This window comes from Amycolatopsis sp. PSD-21 (genome assembly GCF_055561455.1).
Genome location: NZ_CM145712.1, coordinates 306937 through 329146, shown reverse-complemented (window position 1 = coordinate 329146; position 22210 = coordinate 306937). Strand labels below are relative to the sequence as shown.

Annotated in this window: 24 protein-coding genes; 10 read left to right on the top strand and 14 right to left on the bottom strand. The window is 68.0% G+C overall.

Annotated features, from left to right (window positions below; translation table 11 throughout):
* Positions 1-5: 5 nt before the first annotated feature.
* From ACZ1DY_RS01710 to ACZ1DY_RS01700, 3 genes are read right to left on the bottom strand one after another with little or no spacing between them, the layout of a single operon-like run.
* Complete coding sequence (locus ACZ1DY_RS01710; RefSeq protein WP_465483434.1) at positions 6-524, bottom strand: GNAT family N-acetyltransferase; 519 nt, start codon at positions 522-524, stop codon at positions 6-8.
* The gene (locus ACZ1DY_RS01705) at positions 521-955 is read right to left on the bottom strand and encodes a hypothetical protein (protein ID WP_192747511.1); all 435 of its coding nucleotides are present in this window, start codon (positions 953-955) and stop codon (positions 521-523) included. Before ACZ1DY_RS01705 ends, ACZ1DY_RS01710 begins: the two co-directional genes overlap by 4 nt.
* Positions 956-991: 36 nt before the next feature.
* Complete coding sequence (locus ACZ1DY_RS01700; RefSeq protein WP_192747999.1) at positions 992-1621, bottom strand: hypothetical protein; 630 nt, start codon at positions 1619-1621, stop codon at positions 992-994.
* 144 nt (positions 1622-1765) lie between these two features.
* Here ACZ1DY_RS01700 and wzm point away from each other — a divergent pair, with 144 nt between their 5' ends.
* The 3 genes from wzm to glfT1 are packed head-to-tail and all read left to right on the top strand — an operon-like array spanning position 1766 to position 4452.
* Complete coding sequence (wzm, locus tag ACZ1DY_RS01695; RefSeq protein WP_465483433.1) at positions 1766-2719, top strand: galactan export ABC transporter permease subunit Wzm/RfbD; 954 nt, start codon at positions 1766-1768, stop codon at positions 2717-2719.
* Between the two features lie 3 nt (positions 2720-2722).
* Positions 2723-3547: a galactan export ABC transporter ATP-binding subunit Wzt/RfbE gene (gene wzt, locus ACZ1DY_RS01690; protein ID WP_257483720.1), complete on the top strand. Its 825-nt coding sequence runs from the start codon at positions 2723-2725 to the stop codon at positions 3545-3547.
* A complete protein-coding gene (gene glfT1 / locus ACZ1DY_RS01685; RefSeq protein WP_465483432.1) occupies positions 3544-4452 on the top strand; it encodes a galactofuranosyltransferase GlfT1 in 909 nt (302 codons plus the stop codon). The genes wzt and glfT1 overlap by 4 nt, the downstream gene beginning before the upstream one ends.
* Here the strand turns inward: glfT1 and ACZ1DY_RS01680 are convergent.
* The 6 genes from ACZ1DY_RS01680 to ACZ1DY_RS01655 all read right to left on the bottom strand — a co-directional run bounded on the left by ACZ1DY_RS01680 (position 4364) and on the right by ACZ1DY_RS01655 (position 10022).
* Positions 4364-5614, bottom strand: coding sequence for a hypothetical protein (locus tag ACZ1DY_RS01680; protein ID WP_465483431.1), 1251 nt, complete (start codon positions 5612-5614; stop codon positions 4364-4366). The genes glfT1 and ACZ1DY_RS01680 overlap by 89 nt on opposite strands.
* Positions 5615-5900: 286 nt before the next feature.
* On the bottom strand, positions 5901-6338 hold the full coding sequence (locus ACZ1DY_RS01675) for an SUKH-3 domain-containing protein (protein ID WP_465483430.1): 438 nt from the start codon (positions 6336-6338) through the stop codon (positions 5901-5903).
* A gap of 266 nt (positions 6339-6604) precedes the next feature.
* Positions 6605-8068, bottom strand: a complete 1464-nt coding sequence (locus ACZ1DY_RS01670) for a hypothetical protein (RefSeq protein ID WP_465483429.1) — start codon at positions 8066-8068, stop codon at positions 6605-6607.
* A 12-nt stretch (positions 8069-8080) separates the two neighbouring features.
* Positions 8081-8629, bottom strand: coding sequence for a DUF3558 family protein (locus ACZ1DY_RS01665; protein ID WP_465483428.1), 549 nt, complete (start codon positions 8627-8629; stop codon positions 8081-8083).
* 6 nt (positions 8630-8635) lie between these two features.
* Positions 8636-9112: a hypothetical protein gene (locus tag ACZ1DY_RS01660; RefSeq protein WP_257483713.1), complete on the bottom strand. Its 477-nt coding sequence runs from the start codon at positions 9110-9112 to the stop codon at positions 8636-8638.
* 145 nt (positions 9113-9257) lie between these two features.
* Positions 9258-10022, bottom strand: a complete 765-nt coding sequence (locus ACZ1DY_RS01655) for an ESX secretion-associated protein EspG (RefSeq protein WP_257483712.1) — start codon at positions 10020-10022, stop codon at positions 9258-9260.
* Between the two features lie 114 nt (positions 10023-10136).
* On the opposite strand from ACZ1DY_RS01655, the gene ACZ1DY_RS01650 reads away from it, so the two are divergent.
* Entirely contained in the window at positions 10137-10379 is a 243-nt protein-coding gene (locus ACZ1DY_RS01650; RefSeq protein WP_126732425.1) for a hypothetical protein, read from the top strand.
* Between the two features lie 90 nt (positions 10380-10469).
* Here the strand turns inward: ACZ1DY_RS01650 and ACZ1DY_RS01645 are convergent, their stop codons facing one another.
* From ACZ1DY_RS01645 to ACZ1DY_RS01635, 3 genes are all read right to left on the bottom strand, one after another.
* Positions 10470-11489 (bottom strand): acyl-CoA dehydrogenase family protein, encoded by a 1020-nt coding sequence (locus ACZ1DY_RS01645; RefSeq protein ID WP_465483427.1) that lies wholly within the window; start codon positions 11487-11489, stop codon positions 10470-10472.
* A gap of 253 nt (positions 11490-11742) precedes the next feature.
* Positions 11743-13668, bottom strand: coding sequence for a glycosyltransferase (locus tag ACZ1DY_RS01640; RefSeq protein WP_257483710.1), 1926 nt, complete (start codon positions 13666-13668; stop codon positions 11743-11745).
* Positions 13669-13674: 6 nt separating this feature from the next.
* A complete protein-coding gene (locus ACZ1DY_RS01635) occupies positions 13675-14157 on the bottom strand; it encodes a GtrA family protein (protein WP_465483426.1) in 483 nt (160 codons plus the stop codon).
* 101 nt (positions 14158-14258) lie between these two features.
* On the opposite strand from ACZ1DY_RS01635, the gene ACZ1DY_RS01630 reads away from it, so the two are divergent.
* The 6 genes from ACZ1DY_RS01630 (at position 14259) to ACZ1DY_RS01605 (ending at position 19701) form a co-directional block, all read left to right on the top strand.
* Entirely contained in the window at positions 14259-15629 is a 1371-nt protein-coding gene (locus tag ACZ1DY_RS01630) for an FAD-binding oxidoreductase (protein ID WP_126732429.1), read from the top strand.
* Positions 15626-16381, top strand: a complete 756-nt coding sequence (locus tag ACZ1DY_RS01625) for a decaprenylphospho-beta-D-erythro-pentofuranosid-2-ulose 2-reductase (protein ID WP_126732430.1) — start codon at positions 15626-15628, stop codon at positions 16379-16381. Before ACZ1DY_RS01630 ends, ACZ1DY_RS01625 begins: the two co-directional genes overlap by 4 nt.
* Positions 16382-16452: 71 nt before the next feature.
* Entirely contained in the window at positions 16453-16938 is a 486-nt protein-coding gene (locus ACZ1DY_RS01620) for a YbaB/EbfC family nucleoid-associated protein (protein WP_465483425.1), read from the top strand.
* Entirely contained in the window at positions 16935-18425 is a 1491-nt protein-coding gene (locus ACZ1DY_RS01615) for a WXG100 family type VII secretion target (RefSeq protein WP_465483424.1), read from the top strand. The genes ACZ1DY_RS01620 and ACZ1DY_RS01615 overlap by 4 nt, the downstream gene beginning before the upstream one ends.
* A complete protein-coding gene (locus ACZ1DY_RS01610) occupies positions 18422-19108 on the top strand; it encodes a hypothetical protein (protein ID WP_465483423.1) in 687 nt (228 codons plus the stop codon). The genes ACZ1DY_RS01615 and ACZ1DY_RS01610 overlap by 4 nt, the downstream gene beginning before the upstream one ends.
* A complete protein-coding gene (locus tag ACZ1DY_RS01605) occupies positions 19108-19701 on the top strand; it encodes a hypothetical protein (protein ID WP_465483422.1) in 594 nt (197 codons plus the stop codon). Before ACZ1DY_RS01610 ends, ACZ1DY_RS01605 begins: the two co-directional genes overlap by 1 nt.
* Before the next feature lie 530 nt (positions 19702-20231).
* Here the strand turns inward: ACZ1DY_RS01605 and ACZ1DY_RS01600 are convergent.
* A complete protein-coding gene (locus tag ACZ1DY_RS01600) occupies positions 20232-21737 on the bottom strand; it encodes a hypothetical protein (RefSeq protein ID WP_465483421.1) in 1506 nt (501 codons plus the stop codon).
* Between the two features lie 38 nt (positions 21738-21775).
* Positions 21776-22132: a hypothetical protein gene (locus ACZ1DY_RS01595; protein ID WP_465483420.1), complete on the bottom strand. Its 357-nt coding sequence runs from the start codon at positions 22130-22132 to the stop codon at positions 21776-21778.
* Between the last annotated feature and the right edge of the window lie 78 nt (positions 22133-22210).

The window sequence follows — 22210 nt, the reverse complement described above, 5'->3', positions numbered from 1 at the left end:
TGGGGCTACCTCTTCTTCCTGGTCCGGCGGTCGGCGGCACGCAGTTCGGTCCAGACGACCTCGCGCGGCTCACCGTCGACCTCTCGAACATACCTGCGTGTTTCGGTGAAGCCGAATCGCTTGTGGAGCTGCAGCACCTGCCGGTTGTCCGCGAGCGTCGCACCGCCGAGCAGGTTCAGGCCGAGCACGTCGAAACCGTAGTCGACGGCGGCGCCCTCCAGCTTCAGCCAAGCGGGGAGGAGTTCCCGGCCGAGGCCTTCGACGTCTAGGTAGAAGTGCCATTCCGCGCTTCCGGCCTCGGTATCGATGTCAGTGAACAACACGACACCGGCGGGCACGCCGTCGTGCCGGTAGACCAGAACACGACGGCTCGGATCCGCGCGGACGGCTTCGAACCAGCCACGGTGTTCTTCGACACCGATCTCGTGCGTGGTGAAGCTGACCTGCCGGACCGACGGGTGGTTGCGCCACCGCCGGATCCGGTCGAGGTCGTCCTCGCCGGCTTCGACCAGCAGGCCGGTCATTCGCCTGCGGGGGCGGTGATGGTGTCCTCGATCCGGCGCAGCCGGTCCTCGTACCTGGCGATCCCGGCGAGCCGGACGCGGATCTGGGCGTGCTGACGCTGGATCTCCTGGATCAGGCTGCGCGCCTCGGCCAGCTCGGGCTTGTCGGCGTGCACGGACAGCGACAGCGACTCGCGCAGGTCCTCCAGCTGGGCCTCCTGGGCCGCGACGCTCGGGATCAAGCGGTCCAGCTCGGCGCGGGTCCAGCGCAGGTCGCCGCGGACGTGCTCGATGCCGCTCTCGGCGCCGTCGAGCCGGCGTCGGTGGTCCGCGGTGGCGTACTCGAGCTCGATGACGCGCCCGTTGAGGTCGCGGAGCCGCTCGTCGATCCGGAAGTCGATGAGCCGGGCGATCCGGGCGATCACGCCGTTACGGAGTTTCTGCACTGCCATGGGGTGGTTCCTTCTCGGGGTGGGCCGGCTGGGACTTCAGCGCAGGAGTTCGGTTTCGCCGGTCTTCGTCCACGAATCCAGCAGCCTGCCCTCGGCGGCGATCTGGTGTTCGGGACCGACGATGCAGGAATCGCCCGCGGCATGCTCCCAGTGCGTCTGGTTCGGGTCGTCGATGAACGAGAACCCGGAGAGGATCAGGTTGGCGTGCGGGAACGACGTGCGTGCGATCCAGGCGGCCAGTGTCCCGGTGGTCGACCACAGGCCCTGTTCGCGGCTCGGCAGGCCGAGCGCGTCCGAGAGCGGCAGCACCACTTCACGGTTCGGCACCGGCACGTAACCGAGATCACCGGGCCACCAGCCTGGGATGTCTTCGGGCTCCCAATGCATCCGCCCCGGCTCGACCAGCAGGTAGAGCCGCTTGCGGTAGTCACGGAAGACGTGCTTGGTGGCGCGGACGGCACGGTTGAACACGACGACGTGCACCCGGCTGCCGACGGTCTCCGGGCCACCCGGCTCGTCGACGACGAAGCCGTTGACGCGGATCACGAGATCGCAGGCGTCGATGGCCTTCGCCCGCCGGGGATCCGGCGGAAGCGGCTGATTGCCGACCACGGCCACCGAACGGGGCTCCGGCCGGTCGGCGTATGCGGCGAGCAGATTGACCATCAAGCTCGCCTCGCCGAGTTCAGCAGTCATGAGGGCAGAAAGTACCAGCACACGCACCGCGTTCGGCTACGAATCCGACGGTAGCTTTCCGTGGTCGGGCGGGGCGGCCCAAGCATCACCGGCCCCATCGGTACCCTCGTTCCCGTGCATGCCACCAGCACGGTTCACGCCGCCGACGGTGCTGCGCCGACCTCGGTTCCGCCGATTTCGGACAGCAAGACCTTTTCGCGCGCGTTCGCCGACATCAAGACCGGTTTCGCCGCCAAAGAGCTGTGGGGACACCTCGGCTGGCAGGACATCAAGCAGCGCTATCGCCGCTCGGTGATCGGCCCGTTCTGGATCACGATCAGCCAGGGCGTCATCGCGCTGGGCCTGGGGCTGCTGTACTCACAGTTGTTCGGCCTGCCGATCGATACCTTCCTGCCCTACCTCAGCACGGGCTTCATCATCTGGGGCTTCATCAGCGGCTGCCTGTCCGAAGGCATGGAGACCTTCATCTCCAACGAGGGGCTGATCAAACAGCTCCCGGCGCCGCTCTCGGTCTACGTGCTGCGCACGGTCTGGCGCCAGACCCTGATGCTGATGCACAACCTGATCGTCTACGTGATCGTCATCGCGATCTTCTTCACCGCGCTCAACCACGAGTATTCGCTGAACACCGGCAACTGCAATCCGGGCTTCTCCGGCATCTGCCACCCCGGCATCGGCTGGTACTCGCTCACCGCGATCCCCGGCTTCTTCATGCTCGCGTTGAACGCCGGCTGGGTCACCCTGCTGCTGGGCATCATCTCGACCCGCTACCGCGACATCCCGCAGGTGATCAACTCGCTCATCCAGCTGCTCTTCTACATGACGCCGATCGTGTGGCCGATCGACCAGCTGCTGGCGGGCGGCGCGCGGGCCTCCGCCTCTTGGGCACTGCCGTTCGTCCACGGCAACCCGTTGTTCCACTTCATCCAGATCGTGCGCGCACCACTGATCGGGCAGGAAGTCAGCGTCAACAGCTGGTACGTGGTGGCAGGCATCACCGTCGTCGGCTGGGTCCTCGCGCTGGTCGCGATGCGCAATTACCGTTCCCGCGTCTCTTATTGGGTGTGACAGATGGTCAGCATTGATGTGCACAACGCCTACGTCGACTTCCCCATCTTCGACGCGAAGACCCGCTCCATGAAGAAGAAGGTGCTGGGCAAGGTCGGCGGCAAGATCGGCACCGAGACCAAGGTGCCGATCATCGAAGCCCTGCACGACGTGACGCTCCAGCTGCGGGAAGGCGACCGGGTCGGCCTCGTCGGCCACAACGGCGCCGGGAAGTCGACGCTGCTGCGGCTGCTGTCCGGCATCTACGAGCCCACCCGCGGTTCGGCGAAGATCTCCGGCAAGATCGCGCCGGTCTTCGACCTCGGCATCGGCATGGACCCGGAGATCTCCGGGCTGGAGAACATCATCATCCGCGGCCTGTTCCTCGGGATGACCGCGAAGCAGATGGAAGCCCGTGTCGACGACATCGCGGAATTCACCGAGCTCGGCGACTACCTGCAGATGCCGCTGCGGACGTACTCGACCGGTATGCGAGTGCGCCTGGCGCTGGGTGTGGTCACCTCGATCGACCCGGAGATCCTGATCCTCGACGAGGGTATCGGCGCGGTCGACGCGGCGTTCCTCAACAAGGCCAAGGACCGGTTGAAGGCGCTGGTGAAGCGGTCGGGCATCCTCGTGTTCGCCAGCCATTCGGACGAGTTCCTCTTCGAACTCTGCGACTCCGCCATCTGGATGGACGAGGGACACGTCAAGCAGCGCGGTTCCCTACGCGACGTGCTCACCGGCTACAAGGGGCGCGACCCGTTCGAGAACATGAGCCAGGAAACGCTGGAGCGGTTCGGTGTCGAGCCCGAGCCGGCGGCGACGACGAACGGCGGCCAGGGATGACCAGCGAGACCAGGCAGTTGCCCGAAGGCGCCGTCGTCGGCGTCGTCGTCACGCGCCATCGGCGGGAACTGCTCGCGGACTCGCTCAAGGTGATCGCCGCGCAGACCCGGCAGGTCGACCACCTCGTCGTGGTCGACAACGGGCCGGACAAGTCGGCGCGGGACATCGTCGAGAACTACCCGCTCCCGTTCACGTACCTGCCCTCGCACCGCAACCTCGGTGGCGCGGGCGGGTTCGCGCTCGGCATGCTGCACGCGCTCTCGCTGGGCGCGGACTGGGTCTGGCTGGCCGACGACGACGGCCGCCCGGCCGATGAGAACGTCCTCGCGATCCTGCTGGACGAGGCCGAGAAGCGGGGTCTGGCCGAGATCTCGCCGGTGGTCACCAACATCGACGCGCCGGACAAGCTCGCGTTCCCGTTGCGGCGCGGGCTGACCTGGAAGCGTTCGTCGTCGGAACTGGGCACCGACTTCCTGCCCGGCATCGCCTCGCTGATGAACGGTGCGTTGTTCCGCGCGTCCACTTTGGACGTCGTCGGCGTGCCGGACCTGCGGCTGTTCTTCCGCGGCGACGAGGTCGAACTGCACCGGCGCCTGGTGCGTTCCGGACTGCCGTTCGGCACCTCGCTCAAGACCGCGTACCTGCACCCGGACGGCTCGGACGAGTTCAAGCCGATGCTGGGCGGCCGGTTCCACGCGCAGGACCCGGAGAACGAGGTCAAGCGCTACTACACCTACCGCAACCGCGGCTACCTGCTGTCCCAGCCGGGCATGCGCAAGATCGGCGCGCTCGAAGTGGTGCGGTTCGGCCTCTACTTCATCGGCGTGAAACGGGACCCGAAGGCTTTTCTGCAGTGGCTGAAACTCGTACGCCAGGGACGCCACGAAAAGTTCTACCGCTACTGACCGGGTAGTACATCAACAGCACGAAGATCAGAGCGGCCGCCGCGTCGACGAGGAAACTCGTCGGCGCCGGCACCCATCCCAGGCTCAGCGCGATGTACAGGAACAGAAGCAACCCGACCCACAGCCGACGGCGTTCACCGCGCTGTCCATCCAGCACCACGGCGACGACACCGAGAACCAGCGGCGCCATCATCACGAAGACCCGGCCGGTGTCGGTCGCGACGAGCCGGCCTGCCACGCAGCAGCCGAAGAGCCAAATGCTCGCGACGAGCAGGTCGCTACCCAGGCCGTATCGCCGGTATTGCCGGTAAAGGCCGAAGGCGAAGACGAGCCACAGGAAGTGGAACGTCGTGAACAGCACCAGCTGATCGCTGCCCTTGTTGGCCGACAACGCGAACGCGATGTTGTCGAACAGGCTCTTGTTACCCTGGCCCGCTCCGAAACCGTATTCCCCGCCGATGAGGTTCTGGGCCCAGAGCCGGAAGGCGATGTAGAGCCCAGCGGCGACGACGACGGCGAGCACGCCGCCCAGCACGTCACGGTCGCGGAACTTGCGCCCACGGGTCCAGGCCAGCAGCGGGTAGAGCGGGGCGAGCAGCAGCGTGGTTTCCTTGTTGATCGCGCCCACCACGATCACGACGGTGAAGGCGATCAGCTTGCGTTCGAACGCGAGCCACAGCGCGACGACATACAGCAGGTTGTTCAGCGGGTCGACCAGATACGGGTTCGTGAAGGCGTACGGCGCGTACCAGAAGGTGCACGCGAGAGCGACCGCGGTCAGGGCCGAGGTGAACAGCTGCAGCTTCAGATGCGAGCGGAGGAACTCGAAGAACACGATGGCCGCGGCCAGCACGGCCACGACGGTCAGCGCCAGCCACAACCGGTCGAGCGAGATCCCGGTCAGGAGGTTCGCGCGATGCACGAGCCAGGGGCTCAGCATGCGCAGAGCGAACGGATTGTCCACCGCGGCGCCGGTCTGCTCCGACATCCGGAAGTAGTTGATCGCGTCGCCCCAGGCCTTTTCGTGGGCGTTGGGCTGCAGATTCGCGTGGGAGATCACGTTGAGCAGCGTGACCATGGCAAGCGTGCCGTATACGCACAGTCGCTGGGTCAATGCCGTACCGCGGGTACGGGAGATCAGCTCGGTTTGTTCGGAAGTCATCTCTCGATCCGTCGCGTAGGCAACCAGCGCGCAATCCCGGTAGTGGGGCGCATCTGGCATCGTAGTGGGCGGCAAGCAGCGGGCTTCTGCCGGTCAGCGGCATGAAGACGGTGACCGCGGGTTCGGTCGCGCCGGGCTTTCATGCCATTCAGGAATGTGCCTTGCCACCGGTGTACGTCGGTGCGGAAGGACTGGCGGCGCTGCGCCGTGGCCCGCGCTAGGTGCCCCTCCAGGTTGCGCCACGCGCCGAGCGCCTCCTCGGGCGGACCGCGCGATAGCCGACAACTCAACCAGTGAAATCGCCTTCGACCAGGCGCACCACAGCGTCACGACCCCGGCCGACTCGCACACCACCACCGAAGAACAGGTAAACCCAGCCAGTATTGTCGATAAGCAGATTCGCATGGCCGTCATCGACGCCACCGATGGGCACGAAGCCGTCGCCACCAGTCTCCAAGGAAAACTTCTCGAGCAACCCGTGAGAGGTCAAGCCAAGCGTCGGGTTGATTACAAAACTGTAGTTCGACGACTCCATTCCGGGAATGCCGACATCCACAGAGACCCCACCGAACTCGGCGAGAAATTTTTCTGCTGCGTCATGCATGACGAATCCTCGTTCGGCGAGCATCGAACGCCAATCCTCTACCGGAACCGCTCGGCCATGTTCCCAGCCGGCCGCATGAAGCAGCGCCACGACATGGTCGGGCCAGGTACCCGCGCTCATCACTTTCCTCGTCCTCTTCGCTCGGTCAGCCGGAACTCTTCAACCAACGGCCTACAGCCCGGACGGCCGACGCCTGCTTTGCCCTTGCCATCGCTGTTCGACGGAGATCTCGTACAGCTTTCCCGTCGGCTCGGTGCGCCCGGCCGGCGGTGACCTCCTTGACCGCGGTCTTACCCGTGGCCGGGTCCGTCGCGTCGAACCAGTCGCTTTCCCGAAACGGGAGTGGCCCCCTTGCTCATGAGCAAGGGGGCCACTCGTGTGAAGAACTACTCGCCGATGACCGGCGGAGCGGTGCGCATGTCGGTCCCGAAGACCTCGTCCGGGTCGCCCTCGACGAGGTATGTCGGACGCTGGTGCTCGGTGTCCTCGTCTCCGTCCGCGTGCTGACCGCGGCCACCCATGCCGCCGCCCATACCCGGCCCGCCGCGACCGGCGGCGCCACCGCCGAGACCGCCCATACCGCGGCCTGCCGCCGCTTCGGCGGCACCGATACCACCGGGGCGGGCCGCGCCGGACGCGGAGCCCGAGCCGGGCGTGGAGCCCCCGGCTCCGCCGCCGGGACCGAACCCGCTTCCGCCGCCACCGCGGGCGGTGCGGCTGTTGTGCTCCGCGTCGCCGAGGCCGCCGCCCATCATGGGCGGCGCCATCGGCATGGGGCTGATCGGCATCGAGGTGTTGTTGTTGGGGCCGGGACCGGTGATCGGCGCCGGCGTGTTCTGGAAGCCGGACGGCGTCGTCCCCGACGGGAGGCTGCCGGAGCCCGTGCTGCTGCCGGGGCCCGGGAGGTTGGGCGAGCCGTAGCCGCCGCCACCTCCGCCTCCTCCACCGCCGCCGGTACCCCTGCTGCCGGGCGGGATGTAGGTGTTGCCGGGGTTGTTGGAGCCGGGCGTGTTCGAGCCGGGCGGAATCTGGTAGATACCGGGCCTACCGGTGTCATCGCCGCCGCCACCCGCACCGAACTTCGGCGGCTCGGCGAAGGCCGGCTGCTTCGACGCGGCGTCGTACAGCGCCTTGTCGTAGCTGTGCATGGCGGAAGCCGCCTCGGTGTGCGCCTCCTGGCTGTCCTTCTGCTTCTGGATGGACTTGTCGATGTTCTCGCCGAGGTTGAACGGGTTCGACGTCATCCACCCCCCGACCTCTTCCTTCCAGCTGAAGGGGATCGGTTTGGGCATCGTGTTCTTCACGGTGGAGGCCGCGGTGCCCTGGTCGTAGATCGTCTCGGAGGCGAGCTTCGCGTTCTGGGAGTTGGTCTCGGACCATTTGCTGAGGCTCTTGAAGTAGCCCTGTGCGTTGCCCGCCGCGTCGCCTTCCCAGGTGCCCTGCGACGAGGTGACCGCCTGGTCCATGGTCTTCGAGAAGGTTTCGAAGGCCTTGGACAGGTCGTGGTACGCCGTGGAGACCTGGGTGACCTGCTCGACGTTCAGGTCCGTGTTGACGAACTGTTCGAGCCGCTCGTGGTCGTAGCCCTGGTAGTCCGCGTTCGACGGCTCCAGGCCCTCGACGTACTGGACGTCGCCGTTCCTGGTCAGCTGGTCGACGTTCTTGTCGCCGACCTCCTGCGACTGCTGGTTGGCCTTCCCGGAGGCGATGAACCGGTTGACCGCGCCGAACAGCCAGCCGTCACTGGGGTCGACGCCCTCCTGCGCCTTCTGCTGGAAGTACGCGTCGCGAGCCGCCGGCGAAAGGTCGGAGACCTGCTGCTCGGTCAGGTTCGGTGTCTTGGTGGTCATCCTGGTTCCCCCTTAGCCCTTCGGAAGCTTCGGTTCGACGATGTCGGCGACCTTCTCGGCGATCCCGCACGCCTTCTGGGCGTCGTCGGCCGCGACGAGGAGATCGACCCGCGCGGACGGGCCGAGTTCGAGCGCCATCAGGCACCCTCCCGGAGGCCTGGGCGCGAGGACAGCCTTGCGTCCGTTGACGTTGCCGGTGGTCTTGCCGTTGCCGGAGTCGCTCACCGAGTCGAGGCCCTGTGCGTCACGGACGCCGACACCGATCGAGAGGGTCTCCGAGACCGTCGCGGCCTCCTTGTTCAGCGTGCAGAGCCGGGCCCCGCCCGCGCTCTCGTTCGTCGGCGGCTTGAAGGTCCCGTAGGACGCCAGGTCCGCCGCGCTGACGAGCGAACACGGGTCGATCGAAGCGGTGTCACCGCCGGAAGTGGGCGCGGCGCTGGAAGCGCTCGACTGCGCCGGAGGAGCCGACGGCGCGGGACTGGCGCTGCCCGGCTTTTCGCTGGAGCACGCGGCCAGTACCAGGGCGGCCGCGGCGAGCGGCAGCACGCAGAGTTTCTTCATCGTCCCTCAGGCCTGAATCTTCTTGGTGGCGTCGATCGCGCGGTCTTCGACGTCCTTGTACAGTCCGGCGGCCCTGGCCAGCGCCTCGTCGGCGTCCTTGACCACCTGCTCGAACTGCCCGATGATCGCGTTCGCGGAGTTCGCGGACTGGGCCGCGCCCTTGTGGTCGTGGGCGGCGACCGCCTTGCCGTACGGGTGACCGCCGAGCTGCGGGGCCTCGTTCAGCGCCATGGTCTTGGTCTTCAGCGCCTTGAGCTCTTCCGACATGTTCGCGAGCGCTTCACGCAGCGGCTTGACGCCTTCGGCGGTGATCTTGAAACCACCGCTCTTGGCGGCCGAGACCAGCTTCTGGGTCTCGGCGCTCACCTTGGCGATCGCGGCCTGGTTCAGGCCGCCCGCCTCCACGTACTTGGCCGCCGCCCCCATGGCGGAGCCGATCGAGAAGTCCGGTGCCGCCTGTCCGCCGTCCGCTTCGAAAGCCATCGCCCGCCCCACTGCATCGTCTGCTCGCCCGTGCGTTCCGCCCGGAAGTCTACTAGCCGGGCACTCAGCGCAACGGTGATTCCCGGATCACCGGAGATCTCACCGGAACTGTGACGAAACGGGCGTCACGCCGGTTCCCGTAGGTTCAGAACTGGCCTTCGAGCTGGGCATACAGCTGCTGGGCGATCCTCGCGTTGTCGGCGGGCGCGTAGGTCAGCCAGCTTTGTCCGTCGGACGCCTGGCGCGAAGTCATCATGAACCGGCCCGCCTCGGTGTCGAACCACGCCAGCGGCGGGAAGGCCTGGCCGCCGCGGATGAACACGCTGAACTGACCCACGCGCTTCATCGGCTTCTCGAAGATCCGCTCGACCTGCCGCTGCTGCGGGTTCGACCCGTGGGACCTGGGCCCGCTGACCTGGGCGAAGGGGTCGTACGCGTCGTCGTTCCGTGGGCGCTTGGGCGCGCTCGCCGGCTTCGCGATGGTGACCGACTGGCCGGGGCCCGACGGGGTGAGCGGCAGGAGATCGACGATCGACGCGACGATCGCGGTCGGCCTGGTCTCCTCGAACACGAGCAGGTTCTCGTCCTGGCGCGCGAGGACCGCGAACTGCCCGTTCGTCGCCGCCCGCGCGAACAGCTGCTTGTCGTTGTCCAGCTGCGCGACCGTCCAGACCGCGAGCTGCGGGTTGGCGAACGTGGCGAGCGCGAGTTCGACGTCGGCGTCGAGCCTGCCGCCGCGCATCATGCCGCGGCCTTCGAGGTCGCGGAAGACGGCCTCGCGCACCATCGCGCGCTGATCGGTCGTCGTGCCGATGTGCGGGACCTCGAACGGGACCGGCGCCGGGCCGAACCGGCCGTGTTCGAGCAGGATGTCCACCGCCGCCAGCGACAACGAGAACGAATGCGGCATCGCCATTTCCCCCCGCGGGTGTCTTGTCCGTCGGGATGAACGTAGTCCACACACCCGATACGCCCGCAGCGAACCCGCTTGCCCGGCCGTGATCAAGGCTGGTGCCATGGATTAATGGCAGACCAGAAACCCGCGCTCGTGCTCCATCTCGCCGCCGGCGGCGAGCCGCTGCTCTTCGCGCTCACGGCGGAAGAAACCGAACGGCTGACCAAGGATCTCTCGCATTTCGTCCGCACCGGCGCGGTCCAGACGGTCCGGACGCGGGACGACTCCGAGGTGGCGATCAACTTCTCCCACGTCGCCGCCGCCTACATCGACGACCTGAACCGCAAGACGAGGGTGTTCGGCCTTCACTAGGGCGTGTTTCATAAGCCTGTTCGATGGGCTTCGTGATCCAGGTGGTTCCTGACGGTGCGAAGACCGCGAACTTGGCTTATGAAACGCGCCCTAGCCCCGGGAGAAGAGCTCCAGCAGGCCCGACTTGATCTCCGGGCGGCTGGCGGCGACCAGCAGGAAGGTGGCTTCCCGGACGAGCCGCTGGGGGTGTCGTCCGACGAGTACCGACGCGCTGCCGTTGGCCGCGACCAGCGCGCCCGCGGCCCGGAACGCGAGCTCCGCGCCCGCCGCCCTGGCCGCGGGCAGCGACGGCGGATCGGCGAGCGCCGCGTCGAGCCTGCCGCGGACGGCGTCGATCTCGGCCCGGATCCCGGCGGCGACGTCGGCCTTCCCGAGGTCTTCGATGAGCCGCGCGGCGCGGGCGGCAAGGCCGAGGGGCGCGCAGCCGTTGAGGCGGGAGGCGAAGGTGTTGCCCGCGACGAAGTCCGCGTGCGGGGTCTTCGCGTAGACACGGTCGTCGGGGAGGAAGTAGCGGGTGAACCCGAGGTGCACGGTGGACGTGCCTTGCGCCGCGACGAGGTCGAGCGGCTGGACCTCCAGCTGCTCCCCCGCGACCGGATCGATGATCGCGCCGACGACGGTGTCGCCGTCGCGAGCACTGAGCTGGAGCACGTCGATGATGCCCCAACCGCTGACGAAGGGCGCTTCGCCGTCGAGGAGGTAGCCGCCGTCGACGCGTTCCGCCCGCAGTTTGGGCGGGGTCGGGATCACCGCGGCGAACGCGGCGCCGGCCTTGAGCTCCCCGCTGATCAGCGACGGGAGGTAGCGGTCGCGCAGTTCGGCGTCAGCGTTGCCGTCGGCGGTCAGGGCCGCGACCAGGCCGTGGTGCTGGAGCCAGGTGAACGTCGTGGTGAGGCAGCCGCCGGCCAGTGCCTCGAGGATCTGGACGATCTCCGGGAGACCGGCGCCCGGACCGCCGACTTCTGTGGGCGCCGCCAGGCCGTAGAGGCCTTCGGCGGCGAGAGCGTCGAAGTGACTTGAAGGGATTTCGCCCTTGAGGTCGACTTCGGTGACTGCGGGGAAGAGGAGATCATCGGCGAGGGCGTGGGCTCGGGCGACCAGATCCGTCATGCGGGTAAGGCTACCCTTACTTGGGTCGACGTGGGTCTAGCGTCGCTAGGAAAGCTAGCGGTACTAAAGGTCCCTTGCTCCCCTTTTGAGACGGCGGGCGAGGGGTTGCGAAAGCCACTTTCGCAACGTTGAAGGTTGCGAAAGTGGCTTTCGCAACCCGCCGGCGGCAGGTGACCAGCTTCGACCGAGACGAAAGGGCCCTTCACCGCATCGCATGCGGTGAAGGGCCCTTTCAGCTCACGTCAGGCAGTGCCTACAGCTTGTAGAGGCGCTTCCAGTTGTCCCGCGAGGTCAGCTCGGGCATGGCGCGCTTGTACTGCTCCTGCACCGCCGCGCCTTCCTTCCGGAGCCGCTGGATCACCTTCGCGCCCCGGCGCGCCAGGTCGAACATCTTCGCGCGGTCGTACGAGCGGACCCGCACGCCTTCCTGCGAAGCGTCGGTGACGACAGCGGTGTCGAAGGTCGCGACGTGCCACCAGTGGGCCTCGTCGATCGGGATCGCGCCGAGCGAGTGGCGGCTGCGGCCGAGCACCCGGTCGAGGATCCGCTTGATCAGCACCAGGCGCTGCATGCTGGGCCGCGGCGCGCTGTTGATGATGCCGATGTCGTTCGACGCGATACCCGGGACGTCGGTGGCCTTGTGCCGTTTGGTCTCGGGGTACTCGTCGCGGATCCGGCGGATCTCCTTCATCGCGGCGACGCCGCCGTCACGCAGGACCTCCGGCCCCTCGAGGAAGTCCTCGACGGCCTTGATCAGCGTGGCGGACAGGCCGTACTGCATGCCGAGCAGGTACCGCACCAGCTGCGCGAGGAGCACGCGCGAGAGCAGGTTCAGGTTGAACGGCGAGTGCAGCGCGGCGGTGATGATCGAGTTCCGCAGGTTGAAGTAGCGGTGCCACTCGTCCCAGTCCTTCCAGTGGAAGTCGGCGTGCCAGACGCCGGCGCCCGGAAGGGTGACGGTGGGGAAGCCGTGCGCGCGGGCGCGGTAGCTGTACTCCGCGTCGTCCCACTGGAAGAAGAACGGCAGCGGGTAGCCCGTGGCCTTGACGACCTCGTATGGGATCAGGCACGACCACCAGCCGTTGTACCCGGCGTCGAGGCGGCGTTCCTGGCGGTTCGGCTTGAGGGTCTCCTCGTCGACGCCGAGCAGGTCGGCGGTCGAGAGCGAGTGCTGAACCGGCTGGCCGGGTTCCAGCGTGTTCAGCCGGGCGTATTCGGCGCCGACGTGCAGCTGGTTCGGGTGCAGCAGGTTCAGCATCTGCCCGCCGACGATGACCGGGTTGACCGTGCGGTTGGAGAACGCGGTCATCCGGATCACCAGATCCGGCTCCAGCAGCACGTCGTCGTCCATGAACAGGACGTTCGCGTGCTCGGTCTCGGTGTGCCCGGCGACCTCGTAGAGGCCGCGGGTGAACCCGCCGGCGCCACCGAGGTTCGGCTGCTTGATGTAGTGCAGCTTGTCGCCGAGGTCCTTCGCGACCTGCTCGAAGCCGTCACGCGACTCGACGAGGTCGGTGCCCTGGTCGGCGACGTAGATCGCGTCCAGCGTCTCCAGCGAGGAGACGTCGGCGGCGAGCGCCTGCAGGTTGGACAGGCAGTCGTCGGCGCGGTTCATCGTGCAGATGGTCACCGCGGTCGGGCGGATCTTCTCCGGCGCTTCGACCGTCCAGCGGACCTTCTCGACGCTCAGCGACTGGCCGCCCTCGGTCTCGAGGTCCAGCCAGAGCGCGCCGCCGTCGTAGAACTTGTCGAGCTTCGCGGTGAGCGTCACCTTCTGCTGCTTCGCGCCCGTGACGATCTCGGCGGCGACCACGCGGGCGTCGCCCTCGATGTCGGAGGCGCCGACGGACAGCTGGCCGTCACCGGAGACGACGGCCTCGACCTGGACCTCGGTCACGTCGGTCCAGCGCTGCCAGTAGCTGGCGGGGAAACGGCCGAAATAGGTGTTGCCGGACACCTTCGACGCCGGCTCGATGGTGATGCCCGCACGCTCGCGCACGGCACTACCCCATTGGAGCTCGGCGTAGAGGTCTTTGCTGACGATGGGGGCCGGGCCGGCATAGAGCCCGCGCTGCGCGGTGAGACGGCCCTGCGGGGTGCGTTCCGCGAAGCGGGTGTCGTCGACAGTGCTCACCATGGCGCTCGGGGCCTCTCCGGTGACGGCGGCTTTACCGGGCATGAATCCTCAGTTCTCCTCTTTGCTGGTGGCGATGGCGCGGGGCTCACGGAAGACGACCCACTTGAGCATGACGAAATTGATCATGGTCGCGGTTGCCTGCGAAACGACCCAGCCGAAGGTGGCCTTCCAGGCCGAGTCCGGCAGGACGTGCAGCATCGTGCGGTTGACGCCGACGGCGACGAGGAACGTCACGGCGTACAGGAGCACGAAGCTACCGATCTGACGCGCGCCCTCCTGGCGTCCACCGGCGAAGGTGAACTTGCGGTTCAGGAAGAAGGCGGTCGTGGTGCCCACGATGAAGCTGAGCGCGCGGGCGATGTCCACCCACGGCGTCGCGTCCATTCCGAGGGCGCGAAGCCCCTGGTAGACACCGAAATCGACCAGGGCGCAGAAGCCGCCGATGAGGCCGAAGCGGATGAGCTGCCCGAGCAGCCCAGGAGAGGACGGCGCTGCTGCCGTCACGCCGGCTTTCGGGTCGGTCGCCACCACTGCTCTACCTCATAAACTGCTGGGGCTGGTGCGCAAAGTGTAGAAGCGAGCACTTCAGGGTCACGTTCCGGGCATTGTTCGGCGTGGTTACCCTGGTCGGCGTGACCCAAGCACCCAAGACACAGCGGCAGTCGCTCATGGGCTGGGCAAGGACGTCGCCGAGTATCGCGGACGTCCTGAGCACCCCCGACGTGGAAGCCATCGCCCGCGCGGTGACGCGGGCCGGGGAACGCGGGGTCATCGCGCGTGGTCTCGGCCGCTCCTACGGCGACCCGGCGCAGAACGCGGGCGGCCTGGTCGTCGACATGACCGCGCTCGACCGCATCCACTCGATCGACCCGGATTCCGGCATCGTCGACCTCGACGCGGGCGTCAGCCTCGACAAGCTGATGCGCGAGGGCCTCCCGTACGGGCTGTGGGTGCCGGTGCTGCCGGGTACGCGCCAGGTCACCATCGGCGGCGCGATCGCCAACGACATCCACGGCAAGAACCACCACTCGGCGGGCAGCTTCGGCAACCACGTGGTGTCGATGGACCTGATCACCGCCGACGGCCAGGTGCGCACGCTCACGCCGGAGGGCCCCGACGCGGAGCTGTTCTGGGCGACCGTGGCCGGCATCGGCCTGACGGGCATCATCGTCCGCGCCAAGATCCGGATGACGAAGACCGAGACGGCGTACTTCAAGGCCGACATCCAGCGCACGGCGAACCTCGACGAGACGCTGGCGCTGGTCACCGACGGCTCCGAGGCGAACTACACGTACTCGTCCGGCTGGTTCGACTCGATCTCCAGGGGCGCCAAGCTGGGCCGCGCCGCCTTCCAGCGCGGCTCGCTCGCGAAGCTGGACGAACTGCCGCCCAAGCTGCGGGCCGACCCGCTCAAGTTCAACCCGGGCACGCTGGCCACCCTGCCGGACGTGTTCCCGAACGGGCTGGCGAACAAGCTGTCGTTCACCGCGATCGGCGAGCTGTACTACCGCAAGACCGCGAAGAACGCGCGCGACCAGATCCAGAGCCTGACGGCGTTCTATCACCCGCTCGACCTGTTCGGCGAGTGGAACCGCGCGTACGGCTCCAAGGGTTTCCTGCAGTACCAGTTCAGCACGCCGCTGAACGCGCACGAGCCGCTGCGCCGGATCATCCAGAAGGTCGCCGACTCCGGCCACGTGTCGTTCCTCAACGTGTTCAAGCAGATGGGCGAGGGCAACGCGGCGCCGCTGTCGTTCCCGCACCCCGGCTGGATGGTCTGTCTCGACTTCCCGATCAAGGACGGGCTGAGCCGGTTCTGCCAGGAACTCGACGAGGACGTCCTCGCGCTCGGCGGCCGTCTGTACACGGCGAAGGACTCGCGCACCTCCGCGGAGAACTTCGCGAAGATGTACCCGCGGCTCGAAGAATGGCGCAAGGTCCGCGCCTCCGTTGACCCCGAAGGCGTTTTCGCCTCTGACATGTCCCGAAGGTTGGAACTGTGATCGACGCTGTGGGCAACCCCCAGTCCCTGCTGCTGCTCGGCGGCACCTCCGATATCGCGCTCGCGATCGCGGAAAAGTACCTGTCCGAGAAGCCGCTTCGGGTCGTGCTGGCCGGACGGCAGTCGCCCCGGCTCGACGCCGCCGCGCAGCGCCTGAAGGACAAGGGCGCCGAAGTGTCCACTGTGGACTTCGACGCGAAGGACATGGAGTCGCACCCCGCCGTGCTGGACAAGGCGTTCGAGGGTGGCGACATCGACGTCACCGTCGTGGCGTTCGGCCTGCTCGGCGACCAGGAAGAGCTGTGGCAGGACCACGCGAAGGCCGTCGAGGCGGCGACCGTGAACTACTCGGCCGCGGTGTCCGTCGGGGTCGCGCTGTCGAACAAGCTCAAGAAGCAGGGCCACGGCAAGGTCATCGCGCTGTCGTCGGTCGCCGGTGAGCGGGTCCGCCGGTCGAACTTCGTCTACGGCTCCTCCAAGGCCGGTTTCGACGGCTTCTACCTGGGCCTCGGTGAGGCGCTGGCCGAGTTCGGCGTGCGGATCACCGTCGTCCGCTCGGGCCAGGTCCGGACCAAGATGACCGAAGGCCTCAAGGACGCCCCGCTGACCGTGGACGCCGAGCAGGTCGCCGAGACCGCTGTCGCCGCCTCGCGCGCCGGCAAGGAACTGGTGTGGTCGCCCGCGCCGTTCCGCCTGGTCATGTCGGCCCTGCGGCACATCCCCCGGCCGATCTTCCGGAAACTGCCGATCTAGGGAACGAGCGCGTTACGCCATTCGTCTCACCCGGGCACGGACTCCCTCCGTCCCCGGGTTGAGAGGAATCGATGGCTGACCAGGAAGCCAGGCTCGACGCGGCCATCCGGTCGTTTCAGGAGCAGGCCGCCAAAGCAGCGGAACTGAAGGACAAGATCGCCGGGCTGCGCGGATCCGCGCGCAACGCCGACGGCTCGGTGACGGTGACCGTCGCCCCGTCCGGCGCCCTGCTGGGACTCCAGCTGTCCCCCAAGGCGATGAACCGCACGCACACCGCGCTGCAGCAGGAGATCCTCACCGCGGTCAGAGAAGCGACCCAGCAGGCCGCGGCCGCGATGCAGCAGACCGTCCAGCCGATCCTCGGCGACCGCGCGGACCAGTTCAAAGAGGCGTTCAACGCCCACGTCGAACCGCTCGGGCCGAGCGCTCCCCCGCCCGCGGAATCCCTCGCCGGACCGGCCGCGCAGCAGCCCGTCCGCACCCAGCGCCCGACGCGCCCCGCTCCCGCGGACGATGACGACTTCGGCGGCCCGATCCTGCGGAGGGACTCGTTTTGACCGGCTTCGGCGTACAGACGGAAGCGCTCACCGCGCACGCGACGGGGTCCAAAGAGGCCTCGGGGAACTTCGGCAGCCTCGCGAGCCTGCTGGAGCAGGCCAGGGTCTCGGACGACTGCTTCGGCCCGCTCGGCGAACTGATGGCCTTCAAGTACTTCGAGGGACTGCAGGAGTGCCAGGGCCTCGCCGAGCAGGCGAAGTCCTTCATGGACCAGATCGCGGACAAGACCACCACCGCGGCGAAGACCTACCTCGACCACAACCAGGGCACCGCCGAGGTCATCACCGGTCTCGGCGCGGGGCTGGACGACGGCGGCAGCGGTCCCGGCAGCCTGAGCGACCTCAACAGCGCCGGCGACTCCGGCCGCAAGGGGTTCTTGGAGCAGCACGGCGGCTACGGCAGCTCTTGGATCAGCACCTCCTCGGAGGTCGCCAGGGCGAGCAGCCCGCCGGACGTCGCGATCGCGGCCGTGCACGCGAGGATGGAACAGCTCCAGCTCGTGACCAGCCCCGGCCAGTCCTTTGTGGACAACGGACTGGGGTTCCTGATCGGGATCGTGATCAGCCCGCTGGTCGAGCTGGTGCTGGAGCCCGCGATCGGCGACCCCGAGCAGATGCGCAGCACCGCCAAGGGCTGGGAGCAGACGGCGAAGTGGCTCGACGGCGTCGCCGAACACGAACAGAAGCGCGCCGAAGGCACCACGGAAGCGTGGAAGGGCCAGGCAGGCGACGCGTTCCGCGGCCAGATGACCGAGTTCTCGGGCGGTGCCAAGGCGTTCGCGAACGACGTCCGTGGGCTGCAGCAGATCCTGGAGATCGCGGCCGACCTGTTCGACGCCTTCGTCGAGATCGTCATCGACATCATCCAGGAACTGGTGATGGGCCTGATCATCGAATGGCTGGCCGCGCTGGCCGCCTCGTGGATCACGGCGGGCGCCTCGGTCGGCGCGGCTGGCGCGGCCACGGCCGGACAGGTCGCGGTCACCGGCGGACGGCTCGGGATGAAGGTCAAGCAGCTGCTCGGCAAGCTCAAGCCGTTGATCGACAAGCTCGAAGACATCCTGAAGGCGCTCCGCAACGGGCCGCTGAAGAAGGTCGTCGAGCGCACCGAAGGGCTGCGCGACGGCAACTGGGTGCAGAAGCGGCTCGCCGACCAGATCGACAAGAACCCGCTGGCCAAGATCGTCACCAAGGCCAACCCGGCGACCGGGGCCTCCAAGACGGCCAACAGGTTCGCGGACCGGTACGGCGTCGGCGGCGAGGGCTCGGACGCGCTGACCACGAACCTCACCGAAGCCGGGCTGCGGGCGATGGGCATGAGCGGCACGACCAGCGTCGGCAAGGCCGCCTTCCGCGGCAGTGCCGGTAACCTGGCCGAACTGGGCGTCGAGCAGGGCGTCAAGGCGGGCTACCACGAGTCGCAGGACTCGTCGTCCGAGGAAGAGCGCCGCGCGGCGACCGACAGAGGGTTCACGATCGAAGAATGAATCTCGGCTACCCGCTCGGGGCCGCGTCGCAGGCCCTGCCTTCGCTGCGCCCGGGCGAACGGTTGCTGTGGGCCGCGTACGGCCGGACGCTGAACTACGACGTGCGCGGGCTCGACCCGTGGGGCGTGCCGAAGAAGAGCGTGCTGGGCAAGATCGGCTCCGGCGCGGCGAACTTCGCGGGCGACGTGGTCGGCGCGGCGCTGGGCGGGGGCGACGACAGCGGCAAGTCGAATCCGCCGTCGCCGCAGGTCGTCGTGCTCGGTGAGCAGGGCGGCCTCGCGCACGCGGCGGTGCGGGAGCTGCCCACCAGCGGCTCGCTTTCGCGGCTTTGGGCGCTGACCAGCGCGCGACTGCTGGTGCTGGAGAAGTTCGTCGCCCCGGAAACGCCCTCGAAGAAGTCGTTCATGTCGAAGGCGATCGGGTTCGGCAAGGACATCGCCTCGATCATGACCACGAAGACCTACGGCGAGAACGCCGAGGGCGTCCCGGTCGCGCGGCACGAGATGGTGCCGTGCGCCGAGATCCCGCGCGAGGCGATCGCCGGTTTCGCGGTCGCCGAACACGGCAAGAAACGGCGTCCGTGTCTTCGGGCGTCCTTTGTGGACGGATCGGGGATGGATTTCCTGTTCGGCTGCGACGATCCCCGGCAGTTCGCCTGGCTGCACTCGGTGACGGTGAGCTGATGGAGAACACGCTTCCGATGGCGAAGTCCGTCGACGAGATCGTCGAACGGGAACTGCACCAGTTCTGGCTCGCACCCGGCGAACGGCTGATCATCGGCTGCCCGCCCGCGCACGGGTACGCCGGCCTGCTGCTGGACGGCAAACTCTCGCTGCCGTACGAACCGTCGCGGGAAACCCCTGCGGTGACGGGGAAAACGCGGTGGCCACTGCCCGCTTCCGACGTGCTCGAAGGCGACTGGACCGACGACCCGACGATCGCCTACTGGGCCGTCGCGCGGACCGCGGACCAGACCGCCGCGCGGCTCGCGGACCACCTCGCCGGCGGCAAGGGCGAGGCGCGGCTGACGCTGTCCGATCGGCGGCTGGCCGTCGTCTACCCGGCGCGGATGCTGGAGGGCGAGGATCCCGCGCAGCCGTTCCGGACCTTCGAGGAGATGCCGTCGGGAGTGGTGCGTTCGGTGTCCGCGCTCTACCTGGGACGGAGTTTCCCGCCGCGGCCGGTGCTTCAGTTCGTCTTCGCCGACGGGTCCATGGTCTGCCAGCGCGACATGCTGGCCGTCACGAAGGCCGACCGCGCCCACTCGCGTCGCTGAAGGGCCGCGGCCACGCGAGTCGTCCGTCCAATCACGCGAGACCGCCATCCGCGCACCGGCGGGGCCGTCCAGGCCCTGGGGGGCGTGAGTGCTGAAGAGGGTTAAGTCAAACCTGGCGTGTTTCCCAGCCGATGGCTCACTCGCGGGACCTGACGTACCACGACTGTCCACAAAGGATGCCAATTCGGTCATTCGTGTCCGATTCAGGCGCTTTGCGTGGGGGGTCGTGAGTGGCAATGGTCGTTCTAACCCTCTTTTTCACTCACGACCTCCGCGAGAACCGGACATCGTTATATCAATCGGGCGCGCAATCGGCTAGAGGTGTCCTTTGTGGACACTTCGCGACGGGGTCGGGCCGGGAGCCTGCTGTCCAGGGTGGCCATCTCAGTGCGAAGTCGGCGAAGACGGCCAGCGCGGCAGGGGTTCGTCCACGCCAGGTTTGACTTGCGGCGCAACAGAACGCTCATGGCCACTCACGACCTCAGTCAGGACCGCGCCGAGCCTCGCTCCCGCCACCAACCGAACGCCATTCACCGCGCGGGCAGCAGGTACAGGCTTTGGGTGCCCATCCAGGGTGAGCTGATCGTCCAGGTCGCCAGCGCGTTCGGCGGCGGCGCCTTCCGGGTGGTGGCCAGCACGAGATCCGGGGTCGCGGGCGGAACGCTGTGGTCGAAGAACCGGAAATTCGCCGCCAGCAACGCCTTGCCCAGATCGCTGCTGCGGTTCTTCGTCTCGACGATCGCCGGGTCGACCGAGCCGCGGTCGGAGAACTGGTCGACGATGTCGCAATCACAGGAGTAGGCGAGCGCGCCGACCTCGCCAGCGCTCTCCACCTTGCGCCCCTTGGTCAGTTCGCCCAGTTGCGCGCCGATGGCGCGGTACTCGTCGGACGCGGCGTGGTTGCTGGTGATGGGCGCGAACCGGCGCGGCAGTTCGGGAGCCGCGTAGGCGACGGCGCTCACGAGAAGGAAGGCGCCCGCGAGGATCCCCATGCCGAGCCGGGCCCGGCCGGGCACCGCGCAGGCTCCGGCGGCGAGGAAGATCGTCGCGCCGACGATGCTCGGCGCGTAATACCAGTGATACGGCGGGACGTTCAGCCAGCAGTAGGCCAGGTAGTGCACCGCTCCGGCGATGGCGAGCGTGGCGAACGGCAGCAACCGCTTCGCCCGCTCCGAACCGCGCCGGAAGTGGAATGTCCACAGCAGACCGGCTAGAGCACCGATCACGAGCGGCAGGAAGGAAAGCGTCGCCGCCACCGGGAAGTTGTTCAGGTACAGCAGCGGGCCGTTGGTGAAACTGAACGGCCCCCACGAGCGCTGCATGATCTTGATGACCAGCGTGTCCGGCACCGCCGAACCCAGCACCAGCCAGCTGAACAGGTACCACGGCAGCGTCACCGCGAGCGCGGCGAACGCCATCCGCCAGATACCCACCCAGAATTCGCGGCGCCCGAGGAACAGCACGAACGCGATCAGCAGCAGATCGATCCGGATCAGTGCGATCAGGCCGATCACCGCGCCCGCGGCGGCGGGACGGCGTTCGTGCAGCAGCACCATCGACCAGACGACGGCGGTCGCGCCGAGGGCGACTTCGAGCCCGACCGACGACAACAGCAGCGGATTCACCAGCAGCATGCCCAGCGCCAGCGGGGCGAACCAGCCGGGGAGCCCGGTCGCGGCGCCGATACGGCGCAGGCCGAGGACGAGCGCCACCTGGCTCGCGACGAAGACGATCCCGGCGGCGAAGACGGCGTCCCGCACGATGAAGGTGACGAGCGCCAGCACGAGGACGTTCAGCGGCGACGTCGCGGTGTTGGCGGTGCCCTCTTCGATCAGGCCCCAGTGGCCATGGAAGGCGAGGTTCTTCGCGTACGAGAGCGTGATGTACGTGTCGTCGATCAAATGCCCGCTGACCAGCACGAACACCAGGGCCGAAGCGACCGCCGCCCCGGCCGGGAGCACCCAGGGGCGGGTAAGGACGGCGGCTCCCGGCAGCGCACCGGGAGCCTGGGGCAGATCGGCGGAGGCGCTTCGCATCACGAACACCGTACACGGCGGCGTGATGATTCCGTTATCTACCTGCCGTGGGACTCGTCACGCCAGCCGCGGTCGCCCGGGCCGTCACGGAAGTCACGGTGCATGCCGGGACCGCCGTGACCACGGTGTTCGCGGGAGAAACCGGGCCGGTCGCCGTCGCGGGAAGCCAGGCCGACGGCGGTGCCGATGATGCCTCCGCCGAGGACGAAACCGAGGACGCCGACCGCGACCAGCTGCGTCGCGCGGTGCCCGGCGAACCGGCGGAATCCGCCCTTCTTCGGCGGGGCCGGCTGCACCGGCGGAGGCGCGGCGGGCTGCTTCGGGGTTTCGTCCGCCACTGAAGGCTGCTCGACCGTCTTGTCCTCGTCTTCGGACGGCCGCTGCGGGTCGCTCATCTTTCGCTCCTCAAAGTGATGGGGGCGGGCTGCGTGCCCGCCCCCATCACCGAGGATGCGTGCGCTTCCTATGGATGC

Coding starts and splice junctions, on each gene's coding strand:
- ACZ1DY_RS01660 (WP_257483713.1), bottom strand. CDS start 9,112: ATGGCTTTCGAAGCGGACGGCGGACAGGCGGCACCGGACTTCTCGATC.
- wzt (WP_257483720.1), top strand. CDS start 2,723: ATGGTCAGCATTGATGTGCACAACGCCTACGTCGACTTCCCCATCTTC.
- glfT1 (WP_465483432.1), top strand. CDS start 3,544: ATGACCAGCGAGACCAGGCAGTTGCCCGAAGGCGCCGTCGTCGGCGTC.
- ACZ1DY_RS01640 (WP_257483710.1), bottom strand. CDS start 13,668: ATGCCCGGTAAAGCCGCCGTCACCGGAGAGGCCCCGAGCGCCATGGTG.
- ACZ1DY_RS01675 (WP_465483430.1), bottom strand. CDS start 6,338: ATGAGCGCGGGTACCTGGCCCGACCATGTCGTGGCGCTGCTTCATGCG.
- ACZ1DY_RS01605 (WP_465483422.1), top strand. CDS start 19,108: ATGGAGAACACGCTTCCGATGGCGAAGTCCGTCGACGAGATCGTCGAA.
- ACZ1DY_RS01700 (WP_192747999.1), bottom strand. CDS start 1,621: ATGGTCAATCTGCTCGCCGCATACGCCGACCGGCCGGAGCCCCGTTCG.
- ACZ1DY_RS01670 (WP_465483429.1), bottom strand. CDS start 8,068: ATGACCACCAAGACACCGAACCTGACCGAGCAGCAGGTCTCCGACCTT.
- ACZ1DY_RS01610 (WP_465483423.1), top strand. CDS start 18,422: ATGAATCTCGGCTACCCGCTCGGGGCCGCGTCGCAGGCCCTGCCTTCG.
- ACZ1DY_RS01665 (WP_465483428.1), bottom strand. CDS start 8,629: ATGAAGAAACTCTGCGTGCTGCCGCTCGCCGCGGCCGCCCTGGTACTG.
- ACZ1DY_RS01600 (WP_465483421.1), bottom strand. CDS start 21,737: ATGCGAAGCGCCTCCGCCGATCTGCCCCAGGCTCCCGGTGCGCTGCCG.
- ACZ1DY_RS01655 (WP_257483712.1), bottom strand. CDS start 10,022: ATGCCGCATTCGTTCTCGTTGTCGCTGGCGGCGGTGGACATCCTGCTC.
- ACZ1DY_RS01595 (WP_465483420.1), bottom strand. CDS start 22,132: ATGAGCGACCCGCAGCGGCCGTCCGAAGACGAGGACAAGACGGTCGAG.
- ACZ1DY_RS01650 (WP_126732425.1), top strand. CDS start 10,137: ATGGCAGACCAGAAACCCGCGCTCGTGCTCCATCTCGCCGCCGGCGGC.
- ACZ1DY_RS01705 (WP_192747511.1), bottom strand. CDS start 955: ATGGCAGTGCAGAAACTCCGTAACGGCGTGATCGCCCGGATCGCCCGG.
- ACZ1DY_RS01680 (WP_465483431.1), bottom strand. CDS start 5,614: ATGACTTCCGAACAAACCGAGCTGATCTCCCGTACCCGCGGTACGGCA.
- ACZ1DY_RS01645 (WP_465483427.1), bottom strand. CDS start 11,489: ATGACGGATCTGGTCGCCCGAGCCCACGCCCTCGCCGATGATCTCCTC.
- ACZ1DY_RS01620 (WP_465483425.1), top strand. CDS start 16,453: ATGGCTGACCAGGAAGCCAGGCTCGACGCGGCCATCCGGTCGTTTCAG.
- ACZ1DY_RS01710 (WP_465483434.1), bottom strand. CDS start 524: ATGACCGGCCTGCTGGTCGAAGCCGGCGAGGACGACCTCGACCGGATC.